Below are 16232 nucleotides of genomic sequence, written 5' to 3'. Positions count from 1 at the left end.
AGGGGCCACGTCCAGCCCACGCACGACCCGCGAAGCCGTCCAGGACGCCGTCCGGGAGGCGAGCAGCGGGCGTCAGAGGCCCATGTGCCCGGGTCCGGCGGAGGTGGTCCGCGTCAACCGCAGGGCCGCGCCGCCTGTTCGCGGGAGACGCGGACCCAGGCGTCGAGGACCCCCGCTGCGGCCCCCGAGTCGATCGAGGCGGCTGCCGCGTCGAGGCCCGCCGCCCACTCGTCGACCCGGTCGGCGGCCACGAGCGCGGCCGCAGCGCCGAGCACGACGATGTCGCGGGGGGGACCCGGGTCGCCCGCGAGCACCGACTCGGCGATGCGCCGGTTGTCGTCGACGTCGCCGCCGCGCAGGTCAGCCACCGTGGCGGGGGCGATGCCGAGCTCGGCCGGGTCGAAGGTCCACTCGGCGACCTCGCCACCGCGGACCTCCCACACCGTCGACGGTCCGGTTGTGGTGAGCTCGTCGAGGCCGTCCGAGCCGTGGAAGACGAGGGCGTGGGCGGCGTCGAGCCGGGCGAGGACCCCCGCGATCCGCGGCGCCATGACCGGGTTGCTCACGCCGATGGTCTGGTGGCGCGCGCCGGCGGGGTTGGTGAGCGGGCCGAGGAAGTTGAAGACCGTCGGCACGCCGAGCTCGCGGCGCGCGGGCATGACGTGGCGCATCGCCGGGTGGAAGGTCGGCGCGAAGCAGAAGCCGATTCCCACCTCGCGGATGCACACCTCGACGCCCGCCGGCGGCAGGTCGATGACGACCCCCCACGCCTCGAGCAGGTCGGCGGAGCCGCAGCGCCCGCTCGCAGCCCGGTTGCCGTGCTTCGCCACGGCCGCACCGGCACCGGCGGCCACGAGCGCAGCGAGCGTCGACACGTTGAACGTGCCGGCCCGGTCGCCCCCGGTGCCGCACGTGTCGACGAGCGGGCCCTCCACCCGCACGGGAAGGGCGTAGCGCCGCATGGCCCGCACGAGTCCGGCGATCTCCTCGGCGGTCTCGCCCTTCGCACGCAGCGCCATGAGGAACCCCGCGACCTGGACCGGCGTCGTCTCGCCTTCCATGATGGCCGTCATAGCGTCCGCGGTCGTCGCGTCGTCGAGGTCCTCGCCCGCGACGAGGCGCATGAGCAGGTCCGGCCAGCGCTGGCCGGATCGGGAGGTCACGGCCCGCTGCTCACGACCGTGCCGCCGGCAACGTTAACGCCGCCGAGTGCCTCGGTGACGTCCGCGGGCATCGGCCCCCGGGGGACCCCGACGCGGGGCAGCGCCGGCACCGGCCTGCCGTCACGCAGCGCCCGGACCACCTCCGCGAGGTCGAACGGGTCGGGTGGCTTGAGGATGAAGGCATCCGCCTGCGACCACTTCGCGAGGTACTTGTCGGCCTCCCGCGCGAGCAGGAGGATGACCGGCGGCATCTCGGCGCCCATCTGCGCGCGCGCCTTCACCTCCCGGACCAGCGCGAAGCCGCCGGTCGGCGCGGTGTCCGCGTCGGCTATGACCAGACCGAACCCGCCTTCGTCGTCGAGCTGCTGCAGCACCCGTTGCGGGGTGCGCACCTCGAGGACCTCGACGTCGGGCTCACCGAGCACGGCGGTGGTGACCTGCAGGGACAGGCGGGGGTTGGTCGAGACGAGGAGGACCTTCATGCGTCAGCTCACTGGCAGGGGGCAACGGTGCGGGCGCCCCGGGGGCGCGCGGGGGCTCGCACCGCATGATGCCATGGGCGCCCGCCCCGCCGCTGCTCTAGGCTGCGACCAAGCCCGCCCGACCTCTCGCAGCCGCAGGAGAACGCCGTGTCCGCCTTTGCACCGGTCGCCGGTTCCCGCCCGGTCCTCGCCGACGTCTTCCCGCGGACGCTCGCGCGCGACGTCGCCTTCGTCCTCGGGGCTGCCCTGCTCACCGCCGCCGCCTCGCAGCTGCGGATCCCGCTGGGGTTCTCCCCCGTGCCGATCACGGGCGGAACGTTCGCCGTCCTGCTGACCGCCGCGGCGCTCGGTCCGGCGCGCGCGGCCGCGGGACAGGCCACCTACCTGCTGCTGGGGGCGGTCGGCCTACCGGTTTTCTCCGGCTGGACCGGCGGGGTGTCCTACCTCGTCGGACCGTCGGGGGGCTACCTCGTCGGGTTCGTCGTGGCCGCGACGGTCGTCGGCGCCTGCGCAAGGCGGGGGTGGGACCGGGGCCCGCTCGGCATGGCGGCGACATTCGCCCTCGGCTCCCTCGTGATCTACGCACTCGGCGTCCCATGGCTCGCCTTCGTCGGCGGGTACGGCGTCGTCGAGGCCTTGGGGCTCGGAGTCGCCCCGTTCCTCGTCGGCGACGCCCTGAAGGCGGTCGCGGCCGCGCTCGCCCTGCCGGCTGCCTGGCGCCTCGCCGGCGACCGCGCCTGACGCCCGGTGCCGTGGGCGAAGGGTCGCTCGACGCGCTGCTGCGCGCGGCGGCGGCCCGCTGGCCGGACCGGCCCGCGGTCGAGAGCCCTGCCGGGTCGCTGACCTACGCCGAGCTCGACGCCGCGGTGAGCGCAGCGGCCGGGGGGCTGCTCGCCGCCGGTGCGCGACCCGGCGACCGGGTGGCGTTCGCCCTTTCCGCCGACGCCCCGCTCTACGCCGCGCCGTTCGCGTGCGCCCGCATCGGGGTCACGGCGCTCCTGCTGCCCGCGAGCCTGCCGCCCCCGCGCTGGGCCGCCCTCCTCGCGCGAGCCGGACCGGCCCTCTGCGTGGCCGACGACGCCCACGCCGACCGGCTGCGTGCCGCCGCCGGCGACGCCGCGCCCGCCCCGGCCCGGGTCGCCCTACCCCTCGACGGCAGCGCCCGGCCCGGTGACCTGCCGGCGGTGCCCGCCGACCCCGACCGGGCGGTGGCGCTTGTGGCGACGTCGGGCACCACCGGGCACCCGACGATCGTCCGGCTCACCAGCCGCGGCCTCCTCCACGTCGGACGCGCCTACCTCGAGCTGCTCACCCTCGGCGAAGGCGAGCGCAGCCTCGTCGTCATGCCGCTCACCTACATCGGCGTCCTGTCCACCCAGACCATGACCATTATCCTCGTCGGCGGGTGCAACGTCCTGCCGGCGGACACGCGCCCGGCCGGGGCACTCGCGCGGATGGCCGCCCACCGCATCACCCTGCTCGACGCCGTGCCGGCATGGCTCACCCTCCTCGCCCGCGAGGACCCGGTCGACGTCCCGACCTGGCGGACGCTTGTGCACGGTGGCGCCCCGATGCCCCCCGCGACGGCGCGGACCCTGGCCGCCCGCCACCCCCGCGTCGCGCTGTACGACGTGTGGGGCCTCACGGAGGCGCACGGACCGGTCACTGCCCTGCGCTACGACCCCGCCCGCCCGGCGCCACCCGGCACGGTCGGCCGGCCGCTCGCCGGGCTGCGCGTCCGCGCCCGCGGCGCCGGCGGCCCGCTGCCCCCCGGGGTGACCGGCGAGCTCGAGGTCGCGGGCCCGACGGTGACCGGCGGCACCCTCGACGCGCCCGGTGGCGCCCTGCGCGAAGGGTGGCTACCGACCGGCGACCTCGGCACGGTCGCGGCGGACGGGACCGTGCGGATCACCGACCGCACGAAGGACCTCATCCTGCGCGGCGGCGCCAACGTGTCGAGCCGTGAGGTCGAGCGGGTCCTGTGCACCGCACCGGGCGTGGACGACGCGGCGGTGTTCCCCGTCCCCGACGTGCTCGGCGGTGAGGCGGTCGGCGCCGCAGTCGTCCCCGGGCTCGCCGCCGCCCTCGACCTGAACGCCTTGCGGCGGCTCGTCGCCGAGCGCGTCGGCGTCCACGCCGTCCCCCGCCGCATCCTCTGCGTCGACGCGCTGCCCCGAAACGCCACCGGCAAGGTCGACAAGCGCGCGCTGCGCGCCGCCGCCACGTAGGGCCGAGCGCCCGACGGGCACCCCCCGTGAAGCGCCGGCCGGTGGACTACGATGCCCCGGGGGGAACCGCGCGGGGGAACACAGGCGGCAAGGAGGAAGCGTGGTGGGCGCGACGACGGACCTGGCCATCGAGGCGTCAGGGCTCGTGAAGGGCTTCGGGACAGTGCGGGCGGTCGACGGCGTGGACCTGGCCGTCCGCGCCGGTGGCGTGTACGGGTTCCTCGGGCCCAACGGCGCGGGAAAGACGACGACGATCCGAATGCTCGCCACCCTGCTCACGCCGGACGCGGGAACGGCACGCGTCCTCGGGTACGACATCGTCGGGGAAGCCGACGCGGTGCGGAGCCGGGTGAGCCTGACGGGGCAGTTCGCATCGGTCGACGAGGACCTCACCGGCGCGGAGAACCTCGTGCTGCTCGCCCGGCTGCTCGGCCACTCGCGGGCGCAGGCGAGGGAGCGGGCCGCCGAGCTGCTCGACGCCTTCTCGCTCTCCGAAGCGGCCGACCGTCAGGTGAAGACCTACTCGGGTGGCATGCGCCGGCGCCTCGACATCGCCGCGAGCATCGTCGTCACCCCCGAGCTCATGTTCCTCGACGAGCCGACCACCGGCCTCGACCCGCGCAGCCGCAACCAGGTGTGGGAGATCGTGCGGGCCCTCGTCGCCGAGGGCACGACGGTGCTGCTCACCACGCAGTACCTCGACGAGGCCGACCACCTCGCAGACCGCATCGCGGTGATCGACCACGGGCACGTCATCGCCGAGGGGACGAGCGGTGAGCTCAAGGCGGAGGTCGGCGCCGGGTCGTTGCGGGTGCGTCTGGGCGACGCCGGTCAGCGGCCGGAGGCCGAGCGGCTGCTCGCCGTCGCGCTGGGGGTTCCGGTGCAGCGCGAGGTGGACCCGGTCGCGCTGTCGGCCACGGTCGCCGACGTGGAAGCGGTGGCGGGTGCGCTCGCGGAGCTCGTGCGCCGTGGCGTGACGGTCACCGACTTCGCGCTCGGGCAGCCGACCCTCGACGAGGTGTTCCTGGCCCTGACCGGTCACCCCGCCGAGGAGGCCGCCACCTCGACAGGCGGCCGGCGGCCGGCGGCGACCTTGGAGGAGCGGACATGACCCCCCGGCAGGCCGAGGCGCCGCTGACCGGCGCCCACCCAGGGGACGCGGACCTCCGGGCGGTCCTGGCGGGGCGGGCGCGCCCGCCCCGCCCGAGCGCGCTGGCGGCGTCGCTCACCTTCGGGTGGCGCGCGCTGCTGAAGATCAAGCACGTCCCGGAGCAGCTGTTCGACGTGACGATGTTCCCGATCATGTTCCTGCTGCTGTTCACGTACCTGTTCGGCGGTGCCCTCGCGGGGTCGACCGGCGAGTACCTGCAGTTCGTGCTGCCGGGCATCCTCGTCATGACCGTCACGATGATCACCATGTACACCGGCTCGGCGCTGAACACCGACATCACCAAGGGGGTGTTCGACCGCTTCCGGTCGCTGCCGATCTGGCAGCCCGCCGTCCTCGTCGGCGCGTTGCTCGGCGACGCGGTCCGCTACACGCTCGCCTCGGCGATCATGGTCGTGCTCGGTCTCGCGCTCGGTTTCCGGCCGGGTGGCGGGGCGGTCGGGCTGCTGTCGGCGGTGCTGCTCCTCCTGGCCTTCTCCTTCAGCCTGTCGTGGATCTGGACGCTGTTCGGGCTTTTCATGCGCACGCCCGAGTCGGTCATGTACGCGGCGATGCTCGTGCTGTTCCCCCTCACCTTCATGAGCAACATCCTCGTGGACCCTGCGACCATGCCGTCCTGGCTGCAGGCGGTGGTCGGCGTGAACCCGGTCACCCACGTGGTGGCGGCGGTGCGCGGGCTCATGCACGGCAACGCGACGGCCGGCCAGCTCGGCGTCGTGCTGCTGATCTGCGCCGGACTCGTCGCCGTGTTCGCGCCGCTCACCATGCACCGCTACCGCGCGCAGCGCTGACGGGCGCGACGGCTCAGGCGAGGTAGACCTCCCCGCCCGCGTCGCGGAACTCGGCGGCCTTCTCGGCCATGCCGGCGTCGAGCGCCTCGCTGTCGGCGAGCCCCCGGGTCGCGGCGTACTCGCGGACGTCCTGGGTGATGCGCATCGAGCAGAACCGCGGCCCGCACATCGAGCAGAAGTGCGCCGTCTTCGCCGGTGCGGCCGGCAGCGTCTCGTCGTGGTAGGCCCGCGCGGTCTCGGGGTCCAGCGACAGGTTGAACTGGTCCTCCCAGCGGAACTCGAAACGCGCCTTCGACAGCGCGTCGTCGCGCGCCTGCGCGCCGGGGTGGCCCTTGGCGAGGTCGGCGGCGTGCGCGGCGATCTTGTAGGCGATCACCCCGGCTTTCACGTCGTCGCGGTCGGGCAGGCCGAGGTGCTCCTTCGGCGTGACGTAGCACAGCATCGCCGTGCCGTACCAGGCGATCATCGCCGCGCCGATCGCCGAGGTGATGTGGTCGTAGCCCGGGGCGATGTCGGTCGTGAGCGGCCCGAGGGTGTAGAAGGGGGCCTCGTGGCAGGCGGCGAGCTGGCGGGCCATGTTCTCCTTGATCTTGTGCATCGGCACGTGGCCGGGGCCCTCGACCATGACCTGCACGTCGTGGCGCCACGCGACCTCGGTGAGCTCGCCGAGCGTGTCGAGCTCGGCCATCTGCGCCTCGTCGTTCGCGTCGGCGACCGACCCGGGCCGCAGGCCGTCGCCGAGGGAGAAGGACACGTCGTAGGCGGCGAGGATCTCGCAGAGCTCCTCGAAGTGGGTGTAGAGGAAGCTCTCGGTGTGGTGGGCGAGGCACCACGCCGCCATGATCGCCCCCCCACGCGACACGATCCCGGTGACCCGCTGCGCGGTGAGGGGGACGAAGGGCAGGCGCACGCCGGCGTGGACGGTCATGTAGTCCACCCCCTGCTCGGCCTGCGCGACGACGATGTCGCGGTAGACCTCCCACGACAGCTCCTCCGCCCTGCCCCCGACCTTCTCCAGCGCCTCGTAGATGGGCACCGTGCCGACCGGTACGGGCGCGTTGCGCAGGATCGCCTCGCGGGTGGACGCGATGTCCGCGCCGGTGGACAGGTCCATGACGGTGTCGGCTCCCCAGCGCGTCGCCCACGCCATCTTCTCGACCTCCTCGGCGATCGACGAGGAGACGGCCGAGTTGCCGATGTTCGCGTTGACCTTCACGAGGAACCCGCGGCCGATCACCATCGGCTCGCTCTCGGGGTGGTTGACGTTCGCGGGCAGGATGGCTCGGCCGCGGGCGATCTCGTCGCGAACGCGTTCGGACGCCACGCCCTCGCGGAGGGCGGCGAACTCCATCTCCGGGGTGATCTCGCCGCGCCGCGCGTACGCCAGCTGGGTGACCCGCCGACCGGGTGCCGCACGACAGGCGGCGTGCCCCCGGCCGGTCGAACGCTCGACGTCTTCGCGCTCGGTGATCCACGGGGCCCGCAGGGGTGGCAGGCCCCGCGCGACGTCGACGACGATGTCGGGGTCGGCGGCGGGCCCCGACGTGTCGTACAGGCGCACCGGCGGGTTGGCCTCGTCGCCGAAGCGCCCCGTGGTCGCCCCGAGCGCGACCTCGCGCATCGGCACCCGCAGGTCGGAGCGCGAGCCGGTGACGTACACCTTCCTCGCGTGCGGAGCACCGTCGGGGAGAGGCAAGGGGTTGGGACCGTGAGCAGACATCGACGTGGGACCTCCCTCCGCCCGGCATTACCCGGGATCAGGTTCATGCGGTCGGGCGACCGTGTCATCCGCCCTCTCAGCCCGGTTCACCGAGCCCCCGCGGTACGCGATGACCATAGCGGCGCCCCGGCACGGCCGCGACACGCGATGCCGGGCGGCACGCCCGGGCAACGACGCCCCCCGGCTATCATCGGCGGGCGATGAGGAGTGCGAAGCGGCGGTACCGGCGCCACATGGCCGACGAGCTCGACGGGGCGGCGGTGTACCGTGCCCTCGCCGAGCGCGCGCACGGCGAGCGCCGCGACATCCTCCTCGGGCTCGCCGAGGCCGAGGAGCGCCACGCACGCCACTGGGCGGCCAAGCTCACCGAGCTCGGCGAGGACCCGCCCCGGGTCGCCGCGCATCAGGTCGGCGGCCGCGCGCGGCTGCTCGCGTGGATCGCGCGGCGCCTCGGCGTGGGGGCGGTCATCCCCCTCCTCGAGCGGGGCGAGGCGTCGGAGATCAGCCGCTACGACGCCGACCCCGCCGCGCCCGCGCACATGGTCGTCGACGAGCGGGTGCACGCCCGGGTCGTCGCGGGCCTGTTCCCCTCGTGGCGGGCCCGCACGTCGGGCGGCCTGCGCGCCGGCGTCTTCGGCGTCAACGACGGCCTCGTTTCCAACCTCGCCCTCGTCATGGGCATGGCAGGCGGTCAGGCCTCGAACGAGGTCATCGTCCTCGCCGGCCTCGCCGGCCTGCTCGGCGGAGCCCTGTCCATGGGGGCCGGCGAGTTCATCTCCGTCACGTCGCAGCGTGAGCTGTTCGCCGGTGAGATCGCGCTCGACGCCGCGCACCTGACGGAGCTCGCCGACGAGCCGACGAACGAGCTCGCGCTGCTGCTGCGCGCCCGCGGGACCCCCGCCGGCGAGGCCGAGCGCGCAGCCGAGGAGCTCCTGCGGGACCCCGACGTGGCCGCGCGGGTCCTCGCGCGCGAGAAGCTCGGTTTCGACCCGACCGCCCTCGGCTCGCCCTGGGGCGCCGCGGCGTCGAACTTCGCCGCGTTCTCCGTCGGGGCCACCATCCCGTTGCTGCCCTTCGTGATCGGATCGGGGGCCGCCGCGATGCTCACGGCGATGGCTGCGGCGTCCGTGGCGCTGTTCACCGTCGGTGCGGCCATCAGCCTGCTGACCAACCGGCCGATGCTGCGGTCGGGGCTCCGCCAGCTCGCCGTCGGGGCGGTGGCGGCGGCGGTCACCTTCGGCCTCGGCGGTCTCGCCGGGGGCGTGCTCGGCTGAGCGGACCGCCGGAGGTCACCCGCCGACGGCGGCGGGCTCGTCGCGCGGACCGGCGTCCGCGGGCAGCACCCGGCGCGTCCCGACGAACGCGACGGCACCGAGGGGCAGCACCTGGGCGATGTTCAACCCCATGACGAGGCGCGGCACGGCGTCGGGAAAGACCGTCGACAGCTGTGACGCGGCGAGGGCCGGCAGGAGCAGCAGGCCCTGGCCGATGAGCAGTGCGCCCGCGCCCACCCCGAGGGCGGTGAAGGCGCCGGCGTCCCCGCCCCGGCGGCCCCGCAGCGCGCCGAAAGCCGCGAGACCGATGAACAGCGCGGTCTGCACGGCGGCGGGCACACGGGTCGCAAGGGGCAGCGGCACGGCGAGCAGGTCGTCGACGAGGAACACGAGGTTCGTGGCCGCGACCGCGCCGAGGACGAGCGCAGCGGGCCGCGCGAGCCCCGGCCAGCGGTCGCCGTGCGGCCCGGTGCGCAGGCCCAGGAGGGCCGGCAGTGTGAGTGCGAGACCGACGAGTGGCCACGGCCACCACGGCGGCCCCGGCACCCACTCGAGCTCGCCGGCGACCTCGAGCTCCTCGCCGGCGAGACTGAACGGGACCGACCACTCCATGATCGGCGTACGCTCGGCGGGGTCCGTGACGCGCGGGTGCAGGCCCACGCCCATGTAGTGGATGCGGTGGTCGTGCCACATGAAGCGGGGCTCGGTCGACACCTGCACCCAGTCGGGGGGCGCCTCCGCGTCGATCCCTTCGGGGACCGGGCCGCCGAGCCGCTCCCGGTTGAGGTAGGTGGCTGCGGCGTTGCGGTTCTCGAAGACCCCGTCGGGCCCGATCCGCAGGTAGAGGTCACGGGGCTCACGCTCGTAGCCGTAGACGATGAGCTCGTCGCCGGTGCGGTTCTCGACCCACAGCAGCTCGTCGCCGCCGTACACCCGCCACCGCAACCCCTCGATCGTGGGGGCGGCGGTGACGCGGCTGAGGTAGTTGCTGGCGTCGGTGCCCCGTCCGTGTGCGAGCGCGGGGGCGGCCAGACCGACGAGCAGGCCTGCGGCGAGCATGGCGAGGCTGGCGAGACGCACGGTGCGGGGCACGGCTCCGTCGCCTACGCGTCCGCGACCCGGCCGCCGGAGCCGCCCCGACCGCGCCGGCGCACGAACAGGGCCGCACCGCCGGCCGCAGCGAGGAGCACGAGCAGTGCGAGGACCAGCACGGGGTAGCCGAGGTCGGCCTCCCGCTCGGCACCCATGCCCTCGGCCTCCACTCCGGTCTGCTCCTCCCGGACGTCTGCCTCGCCGGGTGCGGGCAGCACGGTTTCGGCCCTGTCCCCGGCGGCGGGCGGTGGGTCGCCCACGTCGCCCGTGCCGACCGGACCGGCGTAGGTGAACGCAACCCGTCCCTCGAGGGGATGCCCGTCGTCGGGTGTGACCCGGAACGCCACCTCGTAGGCGCCCCTTGGCAGCACCGGTGCGAGGGGCTGCTCGACCGTCGTCCCCCGCTCCCCCGGCTGCCCCTCGTCCACCCGCTGGCCGTCGGGTCCGGTCACCCGGACCTGCGCGAAGCCGACGGGCTCGTCGAACTCCAGCACGACCATGTCGAGCTCGTCGGTGACCGTCGCCCCGTCTTCGGGGTGTGCCCCCACGAGTGCCGCGTGCGCCGCAGCGGGCCCGGCGCCGACGACCAGGGCCGCCCCTGCGAGCAGGGCGGCCACGACGGGCGCGACCGCCTGGTGGAGTCGGATGCTGTCGCGGGGGTTGGTCACGTGGCGCTCCTCGGTCGGGGCAGCCGCTCAGCGGCCGGAAAACTCATGCCGGCCGTGCTCGTCGCCGTGGTCGGCTCCGCCCATCGAGAAGTCGGGCTCCGCAGCGGCGTGCGCGTCGACGAAGCGGGCGACGGCCGCGAGGTCGAGGCCGTCGCAGACCTGCATCGTCCGCCAGGCGGTCATCACCACCTGGCCCGGCTCGAGGCGGTCGTAGGGCGTCACCGCGACCCGCCCGGCGTACTCGCCGGTGGCGAGCTCGGCGAGCGCGTCGCGCTGCTCGGCGGTGAGATCGCGCCAGGTGACGACGACTGCGTCGACGGCCAGCACGCTCGCCTGCTCCGTCTCGGTGAGGGGGCGTTCGGCCTCGTGCATCCCGAGTGCCCCGCGGACCCGGTCGGGGTCGGCGAAGTGCCACCCGGAGGTCGGGGGGACGGTGGCGTAGTCGACGGGCGCCTCCGCGTCGCCCACGAGGTGCTGATGGCCGGCGTCGGGCTGCTCCTCCACGGGACCGCAGTCAACCTCGGCGGCCGTTCCCGGTGCGCCACCGCACCCCGCGAGTAGCAGGGCGCCGACGCCCACAGCGACGACAGCGGTACGCGGAGCCATGTCCACAGGGTACGTGTGCGGTGGTGGGGCGCATGCGCGGGCAATCCCCCGGCCGCGTGCTGCCGAACCATGGTCGTGGACGACAGACGGACAGCGCGATGACGGCCGTCGAGCACGAGGTCGCCGCGCCGGCGGTGCGTGCGCCGGCGGCACGAGGCGCGCTCGCGCGACGGGCGCCGGTCGGCGCGCCGGGGGGGGACCGGCGTTCGGGTCGGATGCCGGCGAGGGCGGTCGCGGGGGCCGCCGTGGTCGGCGCCGCGGGGGTGGCCGGCGTCGCGCTCACCGCGCTGGGCGCCTCGCAGGTCGCGGTGGAGGCCGCGGCGCTGCTCGTGCGCGTCGTGCTCGTGACCGGGGTCCTCGTCGCGGTGGGCGGCGCGGTCTTCGTCGGCGCCGTTCACGACGGCCGCGGTCACGAACGGGCACGCATCGTGCGGCTCGTGCGGGCGGCGGCCATCGCCGGCATGGCCGCGAGCGCCCTCAGCGTGCCGCTGCACGCGGCCGTCGTGCAGGGATCGGGCTTCGCCGGCGCGTCCGACGCACGGACCCTGGCCGCCGTCGCGGCCTCGCCGTTCGGTGCGGCGGCGCTGCTGCGCCTGGCCGGCCTCTGCGCCGTGGCCTTGGGCGTCGGCCGGCCGCGGACCGGCGCGCTCGTCACGGGCGCCGGGGTGCTGGTCGCGCTCGCGGGCTTCACGCTCACCGGCCACAGCGCGACCGCGGACACCCGCTGGCTCGCGGCGACGGTCACGGTCGTGCACGCCGGCGCGGCGGGCGTGTGGCTGGGCGGTCTCCTGCTCCTCGGCGTCGTCCTCGCCATGCGACGCGGCTCGTTCGACGCGAGCGGCGGCGCCCGGCTCCTCGGCCGCTTCTCCACCGTGGCCGCGGCCAGCGTCGCGGCGCTCGTGCCGACGGGTACGGCCCTGGCGGCACGCGAGGTCGGCAGCCTCGGCGGCCTGGTGAGCAGCGGCTACGGGCGGACGCTGCTCGTGAAGGTGGCGCTCGTCGCGGTCGTCCTGGCCCTCGCCGCCCACAACCGGTGGCGGCTCGTGCCGGCCATCGACCGCGACGGCCCCGCGGCGTGGCGCCGGCTGCAGCGCACGGTACGGGCAGAGCTCGCCGGCCTGCTGCTCGCGGTGGCCGTGACCGGAGCGCTCGTCCGCCTCGCGCCGCCGGGATGAACGGCTCCGGCGACCCGGCCAACCGGTAGGGTCCCCCGCATGCCGACCCTTTCCGTACTCCGCGTGTTCGTCGGCCCTGACGGGGCCGGGGGCAACCCGCTCGGGGTGTTCCTCGAGGGGGCCGAGATCCCCGAGGAGGACCGCCAGGCGATCGCCGCCGACCTCGGCTTCTCCGAGACGGTGTTCCTCGACGACCCCGCGACGGGGCGGCTGCGGATCTACACCCCGGCGGCTGAGCTGCCTTTCGCCGGTCACCCACTCGTCGGCACGGCCTGGCTGCTCGCCGAGCACGGCACGTGGGTCGACGCCCTGCGCCCGCCGGCCGGCACCGTCGCGACATGGGAGGACGACGGCCGTCGCTGGATCCGCGGCCGCCCCGAGTGGGCGCCGGAGATGACGCTTCGGCGCTACGAGTCCCCGGCCGAGGTGGACGCCCTCGAAGCCCCGCCCGCCGGGACCGACGTCCTCCACGCGTGGGCGTGGGAGGACGAGACGGCCGGCCGCGTGCGCGCCCGGTTCTTCGCCGCGCGTCTCGGGGTGCCCGAGGACGAGGCCACGGGAGCGGCCGCGGTGCGCCTCGGCGCAGTGCTCGGCCGGCCGCTCGTCATCCGCCAGGGAACGGGCTCGGAGCTGCGCACCCGGCCCGGCCCGGCGGGAACGGTCGAGGTCGGCGGCGTCGTCGAGGACGTCGAGACCCGCGCGTACCCGTAGGTGCTGACGGCCTCGCCATACTGACGCCGATGGCGACGCAACGGGTGTACCTCGATCACGCCTCCGCCGCGCCCGCGCACCCGGCGGCCCTCGCCGCGCTCGCGCAGGTCGCCCGGAGCCTGCCCGGCGACCCCAGCCGCCGCCACGCCGAGGGCCGGGCCGCCCGCGACCTGCTCGAGTCGGCGCGCGCGGCGACCGCCGCCGCGCTCGGGGTCGCCGCCGAGCGCGTCGCGTTCACCTCCGGTGGCACGGAGGCCGTGCACCTCGCCGTCCGCGGTGTCGCCACCGCCAACCGGGCCCGCCCGCGGCGGATCCTGTCCGCCGCCGTCGAGCACTCGGCGGTGCTCGCCGCGGCCGACGCCAGCGGCTGTGCGCACACCCGCGTGCCCGTCGACCGCGACGGGCGCGTCGACCTCGACGCCCTCGCCGCCGCGCTGCGCGACGGCGCGGCGCTCGTGAACCTCCAGCACGCCAACCACGAGACCGGCACGCTCCAACCGGTCGCCGAGGCGGCCGCGCTCTGCCGCGACGCCGACGCCCTCCTGCACGTCGACGCCTGCCAGACGTTCGGGCGGCTCCCCGTCGACGTCGTGACGCTCGGCGCCGACCTCGTGTCGGTGTCCGCGGCGAAGTTCGGTGGGGGCCGGGGCACCGGGGCGCTCGCGTGGTCCCCGCGCGCCCGCTTCCGCCCGCTGCTGTCCGGCGACGAGCGCGAAGGCCGTCGGCGGGCCGGACTCGAGCACCTGCCGGGGATCGCCGCCATGGCCGAGACCCTGCTCCATCTGCGTCCCGGGGACCCGCAAGGCCCGGCCGCCGCGGAGGTGGCACGCTGCGATCGCCTGCGCCGGCGCCTGCGGGCGCGCCTCGGCGACCTCGACGACGTCGCGGTCCATGGCCCCCCGAACGACGCCCTGCCCCACATCGTCGCCGCGTCGGCGCTCTACGTCGACGGGGAGACCCTCGCCGCCGAGCTCGACCGCGCCGGCTTCGCCGTACACTCCGGGTCCTCGTGCGCGTCGACGTCCGGGCGGCCGAGCCACGTCCTCGTCGCCATGGGGGCGCTTACCCACGGCCACGTCCGCGTCTCGTTCGGTCCGGACGTCGCCGGCGACGTCGTCGAGCGGTTCGCGGAGGCGTTCGCCACGGCCGTGGGCGCGCTGCGCGCCCGCCTGGGGGCGGGGCGCTGAACGCCAGACGGGTACGCTCCGGAGCGTGTCCGCCTCCCGACCCGCCACCGTCGTCGACGCCCTCGGCAAGCCGTGCCCGGTGCCGGTCATCGCGCTCGCCAAGGCCGTCGAGCAGGCGCGCCCCGGCGAGGAGGTCGTCGTGCTGTCCGACGACGCTGGCGCGAAGGTCGACATTCCGGTGTGGTGCCGGATGAAGGGCCACGAGTACCTCGGTCAGGCGGAGGCCGGGCGCGGCTGGTCCTTCCGCGTGCGGCGGTCCTCCTGACCGGGACCGCCTCGGGAGGGCGCAGCCCGCCGGGGCGCGGTTGCTGCAGGGCGCACGCGCGTGGACGCGGAAGAGGGAGCCCGCAGGCTCCCTCTTCGTGTGGCGCGTGTGCTCTGCGGCCTCGAGGTGCCGCTCGCGCCTAGGAGAAGCTGTCGCCGCAGGCGCAGGTGCTGCGCGCCTGGGGGTTGTTGATGGCGAACCCGGCGCCCTGGAGGCTGTCGACCCAGTCGATCTGGGTGCCTTGCAGGTGCGGTGCGCTCATCTTGTCGAGCCGCACGGGCACGCCGTGGATGTCGAGCACGAGGTCACCCTCGAGCTCCCGGTCGTCGAAGAACAGCGCGTAGCGCATGCCCGAGCAGCCGCCGGGCTGGACCGCGACGCGGAGAGCGACCTCGTCGGGCTTCTCCTCGCGGGTCATGAGCTCCTTGACCTTCGCGGCAGCCGACTCGGTGAGCGTGATCGGCTCGACCGGCTTCTCCGAGAGCGGAATGGAAATGGCGGGCGCTTCGCTCATCTGATACCTCGCTGGTGGACGACGTCCGCCAGTGTATCCCTCGCGACCGGCACGCTCCACGGTTTGCCGACGCCGTGCGCGGTGCTCATGCGAGCGTGGCGGCGAGCTCGCCCGCGCGCTCGGCGACGAGCTCTGTCGCGCGCTGCAGGCCCTCGGGCCCGAGCTCGGCGACCCGGTCGAAGCCGGCGCCCGCACCGTCGGTCACCCGCCCCGCCACGGCCATCACCCGCGCGCCGTGGTGTCGGGCGCGCTCGGCGACGTAGGCGGGCACCTTGCCTCGGGTCGTCTGGGCGTCGAGGGAGCCCTCGCCGGTGAGCACGACGTTCGCCCCGTCGAGGGCCGCCTCGAGGCCCACGAGGTCGGCGATCGCCGCCGACCCGCTCACCAGGCGCGCCCCGCAGAAGGCGGCGAGCCCGAACCCGAGCCCTCCCGCGGCGCCGGCGCCGGGCAGGTCGCGCCACGGTCCCCCGTCGAGGTCGCGCTCGACGATGTCGGCCAGGCGGGTCAGGGCCTGCTCGAGGACGGGCACGTCGTCGGGGGTCGCGCCCTTCTGCGGTGCGAAGACGGCGGCCGCACCGTCGGGTCCCAGCAGGGCGTTGGTGACGTCGACAGCCGCCACGACGGGCACGGGCGGAGGGGCGGTCGGCTCGATGTGGTGCAGGGAGCGCAGGTACTCCCCGCCGATCTTCACGCCGTTGCCGTCGCCGCGCAGCAGCCGGTAGCCGAGGGCCGTCGCGAGCCCGGCCCCCCCGTCGACGGTCGCGCTGCCCCCGAGGCCCACGACGATCGCACGGCAGCCCGCGGTGACCGCCGCGAGGAGCAGCTGGCCGACGCCGTAGCTCGTCGTCCAGCGGGGATTGCGCCGGTCGGGTGACAGACGCGACAAGCCGCATGCCTGCGCGACCTCCACGAGCGCCCGCCCGTCGGACAGGAGCACCCAGGCGGCCTCCACGGCGCTGCCGCGTGCGTCGGCAACCTCGGCGGACATGCGCTGCGCGCCGGGCACCGCGGCCGCGACGACGTCCGCGGTGCCTTCTCCCCCGTCGGCCATCGGCACGACGACGACGTCGTCGCCGGGACGTGCCCGCGACCATCCGGCCCCCATGGCCTCCCCGGCCTCGGCGGCGGTGAGCGTGCCGGCGAACTTGTCCGGTGCGACGACGACCCGCATGCCGACCGAGTGTAGAG

General features: G+C 75.4%; 17 protein-coding genes and 1 riboswitch. Of the genes, 9 read left to right on the top strand and 8 right to left on the bottom strand.

The features are described from left to right. Positions 1-113: 113 nt before the first annotated feature. On the bottom strand, positions 114-1163 hold the full coding sequence (gene trpD, locus VM324_01400; GenBank protein HVL97933.1) for an anthranilate phosphoribosyltransferase: 1050 nt from the start codon (positions 1161-1163) through the stop codon (positions 114-116). Next, on the bottom strand, positions 1160-1645 hold the full coding sequence (locus VM324_01395; GenBank protein ID HVL97932.1) for a hypothetical protein: 486 nt from the start codon (positions 1643-1645) through the stop codon (positions 1160-1162). Before VM324_01395 ends, trpD begins: the two co-directional genes overlap by 4 nt. Before the next feature lie 147 nt (positions 1646-1792). Between VM324_01395 and VM324_01390 the strand changes: the two genes are divergently transcribed. From VM324_01390 to VM324_01375, 4 genes are all read left to right on the top strand, one after another. After that, entirely contained in the window at positions 1793-2386 is a 594-nt protein-coding gene (locus VM324_01390) for a biotin transporter BioY (GenBank protein ID HVL97931.1), read from the top strand. A gap of 11 nt (positions 2387-2397) precedes the next feature. Then, positions 2398-3873, top strand: coding sequence for an AMP-binding protein (locus VM324_01385; GenBank protein HVL97930.1), 1476 nt, complete (start codon positions 2398-2400; stop codon positions 3871-3873). Positions 3874-3976: 103 nt separating this feature from the next. Continuing rightward, positions 3977-4984: an ATP-binding cassette domain-containing protein gene (locus tag VM324_01380; GenBank protein HVL97929.1), complete on the top strand. Its 1008-nt coding sequence runs from the start codon at positions 3977-3979 to the stop codon at positions 4982-4984. Further along, positions 4981-5832: an ABC transporter permease gene (locus tag VM324_01375; protein HVL97928.1), complete on the top strand. Its 852-nt coding sequence runs from the start codon at positions 4981-4983 to the stop codon at positions 5830-5832. The genes VM324_01380 and VM324_01375 overlap by 4 nt, the downstream gene beginning before the upstream one ends. A gap of 13 nt (positions 5833-5845) precedes the next feature. On the opposite strand, the gene thiC is transcribed toward VM324_01375, so the two are convergent. Then, positions 5846-7552 carry a phosphomethylpyrimidine synthase ThiC gene (gene thiC / locus VM324_01370; protein ID HVL97927.1) on the bottom strand — a complete coding sequence of 569 codons (1707 nt, stop codon included), beginning with the start codon at positions 7550-7552 and terminating at the stop codon, positions 5846-5848. Continuing rightward, a riboswitch (TPP riboswitch) is annotated at positions 7548-7663 on the bottom strand. It overlaps the preceding gene by 5 nt. A gap of 89 nt (positions 7664-7752) precedes the next feature. On the opposite strand from thiC, the gene VM324_01365 reads away from it, so the two are divergent. Beyond that, complete coding sequence (locus VM324_01365; GenBank protein ID HVL97926.1) at positions 7753-8826, top strand: VIT1/CCC1 family protein; 1074 nt, start codon at positions 7753-7755, stop codon at positions 8824-8826. A gap of 15 nt (positions 8827-8841) precedes the next feature. On the opposite strand, the gene VM324_01360 is transcribed toward VM324_01365, so the two are convergent. Genes VM324_01360 through VM324_01350 form a run of 3 tightly spaced genes read right to left on the bottom strand, consistent with a single transcriptional unit; the run spans position 8842 to position 11192 of the window. Beyond that, a complete protein-coding gene (locus tag VM324_01360; GenBank protein HVL97925.1) occupies positions 8842-9918 on the bottom strand; it encodes a hypothetical protein in 1077 nt (358 codons plus the stop codon). Positions 9919-9929: 11 nt separating this feature from the next. Continuing rightward, the gene (locus VM324_01355) at positions 9930-10586 is read right to left on the bottom strand and encodes a copper resistance CopC family protein (GenBank protein ID HVL97924.1); all 657 of its coding nucleotides are present in this window, start codon (positions 10584-10586) and stop codon (positions 9930-9932) included. 27 nt (positions 10587-10613) lie between these two features. Next, positions 10614-11192, bottom strand: a complete 579-nt coding sequence (locus VM324_01350; protein ID HVL97923.1) for a DUF3105 domain-containing protein — start codon at positions 11190-11192, stop codon at positions 10614-10616. A 98-nt stretch (positions 11193-11290) separates the two neighbouring features. Between VM324_01350 and VM324_01345 the strand changes: the two genes are divergently transcribed. Genes VM324_01345 through VM324_01330 form a run of 4 tightly spaced genes read left to right on the top strand, consistent with a single transcriptional unit; the run spans position 11291 to position 14530 of the window. Then, entirely contained in the window at positions 11291-12367 is a 1077-nt protein-coding gene (locus VM324_01345; protein ID HVL97922.1) for a CopD family protein, read from the top strand. A 39-nt stretch (positions 12368-12406) separates the two neighbouring features. Further along, positions 12407-13078, top strand: coding sequence for a PhzF family phenazine biosynthesis protein (locus tag VM324_01340; protein HVL97921.1), 672 nt, complete (start codon positions 12407-12409; stop codon positions 13076-13078). Positions 13079-13107: 29 nt separating this feature from the next. Beyond that, positions 13108-14265 carry an aminotransferase class V-fold PLP-dependent enzyme gene (locus VM324_01335; GenBank protein HVL97920.1) on the top strand — a complete coding sequence of 386 codons (1158 nt, stop codon included), beginning with the start codon at positions 13108-13110 and terminating at the stop codon, positions 14263-14265. Positions 14266-14290: 25 nt separating this feature from the next. Continuing rightward, on the top strand, positions 14291-14530 hold the full coding sequence (locus VM324_01330; GenBank protein ID HVL97919.1) for a sulfurtransferase TusA family protein: 240 nt from the start codon (positions 14291-14293) through the stop codon (positions 14528-14530). A gap of 139 nt (positions 14531-14669) precedes the next feature. On the opposite strand, the gene VM324_01325 is transcribed toward VM324_01330, so the two are convergent. Together VM324_01325 and VM324_01320 are read right to left on the bottom strand one after the other, a co-directional pair. Further along, entirely contained in the window at positions 14670-15044 is a 375-nt protein-coding gene (locus VM324_01325) for an iron-sulfur cluster assembly accessory protein (GenBank protein ID HVL97918.1), read from the bottom strand. 85 nt (positions 15045-15129) lie between these two features. Beyond that, positions 15130-16215 carry a glycerate kinase gene (locus VM324_01320; protein HVL97917.1) on the bottom strand — a complete coding sequence of 362 codons (1086 nt, stop codon included), beginning with the start codon at positions 16213-16215 and terminating at the stop codon, positions 15130-15132. Positions 16216-16232: the final 17 nt, after the last annotated feature.

Source organism: Egibacteraceae bacterium, from assembly GCA_035540635.1.
Classification (GTDB): Bacteria; Actinomycetota; Nitriliruptoria; order Euzebyales; family Egibacteraceae; genus DATLGH01.
The sequence above is the reverse complement of the archived record's forward strand: the minus strand, read 5'-3'. Positions and strand labels throughout refer to the sequence as shown.

Excerpts from the sequence above, each read along its gene's own strand:
- VM324_01395 (HVL97932.1), bottom strand. The coding sequence starts at position 1,645 with ATGAAGGTCCTCCTCGTCTCGACCAACCCCCGCCTGTCCCTGCAGGTC.
- VM324_01375 (HVL97928.1), top strand. The coding sequence starts at position 4,981 with ATGACCCCCCGGCAGGCCGAGGCGCCGCTGACCGGCGCCCACCCAGGG.
- thiC (HVL97927.1), bottom strand. The coding sequence starts at position 7,552 with ATGTCTGCTCACGGTCCCAACCCCTTGCCTCTCCCCGACGGTGCTCCG.
- VM324_01365 (HVL97926.1), top strand. The coding sequence starts at position 7,753 with ATGAGGAGTGCGAAGCGGCGGTACCGGCGCCACATGGCCGACGAGCTC.
- VM324_01350 (HVL97923.1), bottom strand. The coding sequence starts at position 11,192 with ATGGCTCCGCGTACCGCTGTCGTCGCTGTGGGCGTCGGCGCCCTGCTA.
- VM324_01345 (HVL97922.1), top strand. The coding sequence starts at position 11,291 with ATGACGGCCGTCGAGCACGAGGTCGCCGCGCCGGCGGTGCGTGCGCCG.
- VM324_01340 (HVL97921.1), top strand. The coding sequence starts at position 12,407 with ATGCCGACCCTTTCCGTACTCCGCGTGTTCGTCGGCCCTGACGGGGCC.
- VM324_01335 (HVL97920.1), top strand. The coding sequence starts at position 13,108 with ATGGCGACGCAACGGGTGTACCTCGATCACGCCTCCGCCGCGCCCGCG.
- VM324_01325 (HVL97918.1), bottom strand. The coding sequence starts at position 15,044 with ATGAGCGAAGCGCCCGCCATTTCCATTCCGCTCTCGGAGAAGCCGGTC.
- VM324_01320 (HVL97917.1), bottom strand. The coding sequence starts at position 16,215 with ATGCGGGTCGTCGTCGCACCGGACAAGTTCGCCGGCACGCTCACCGCC.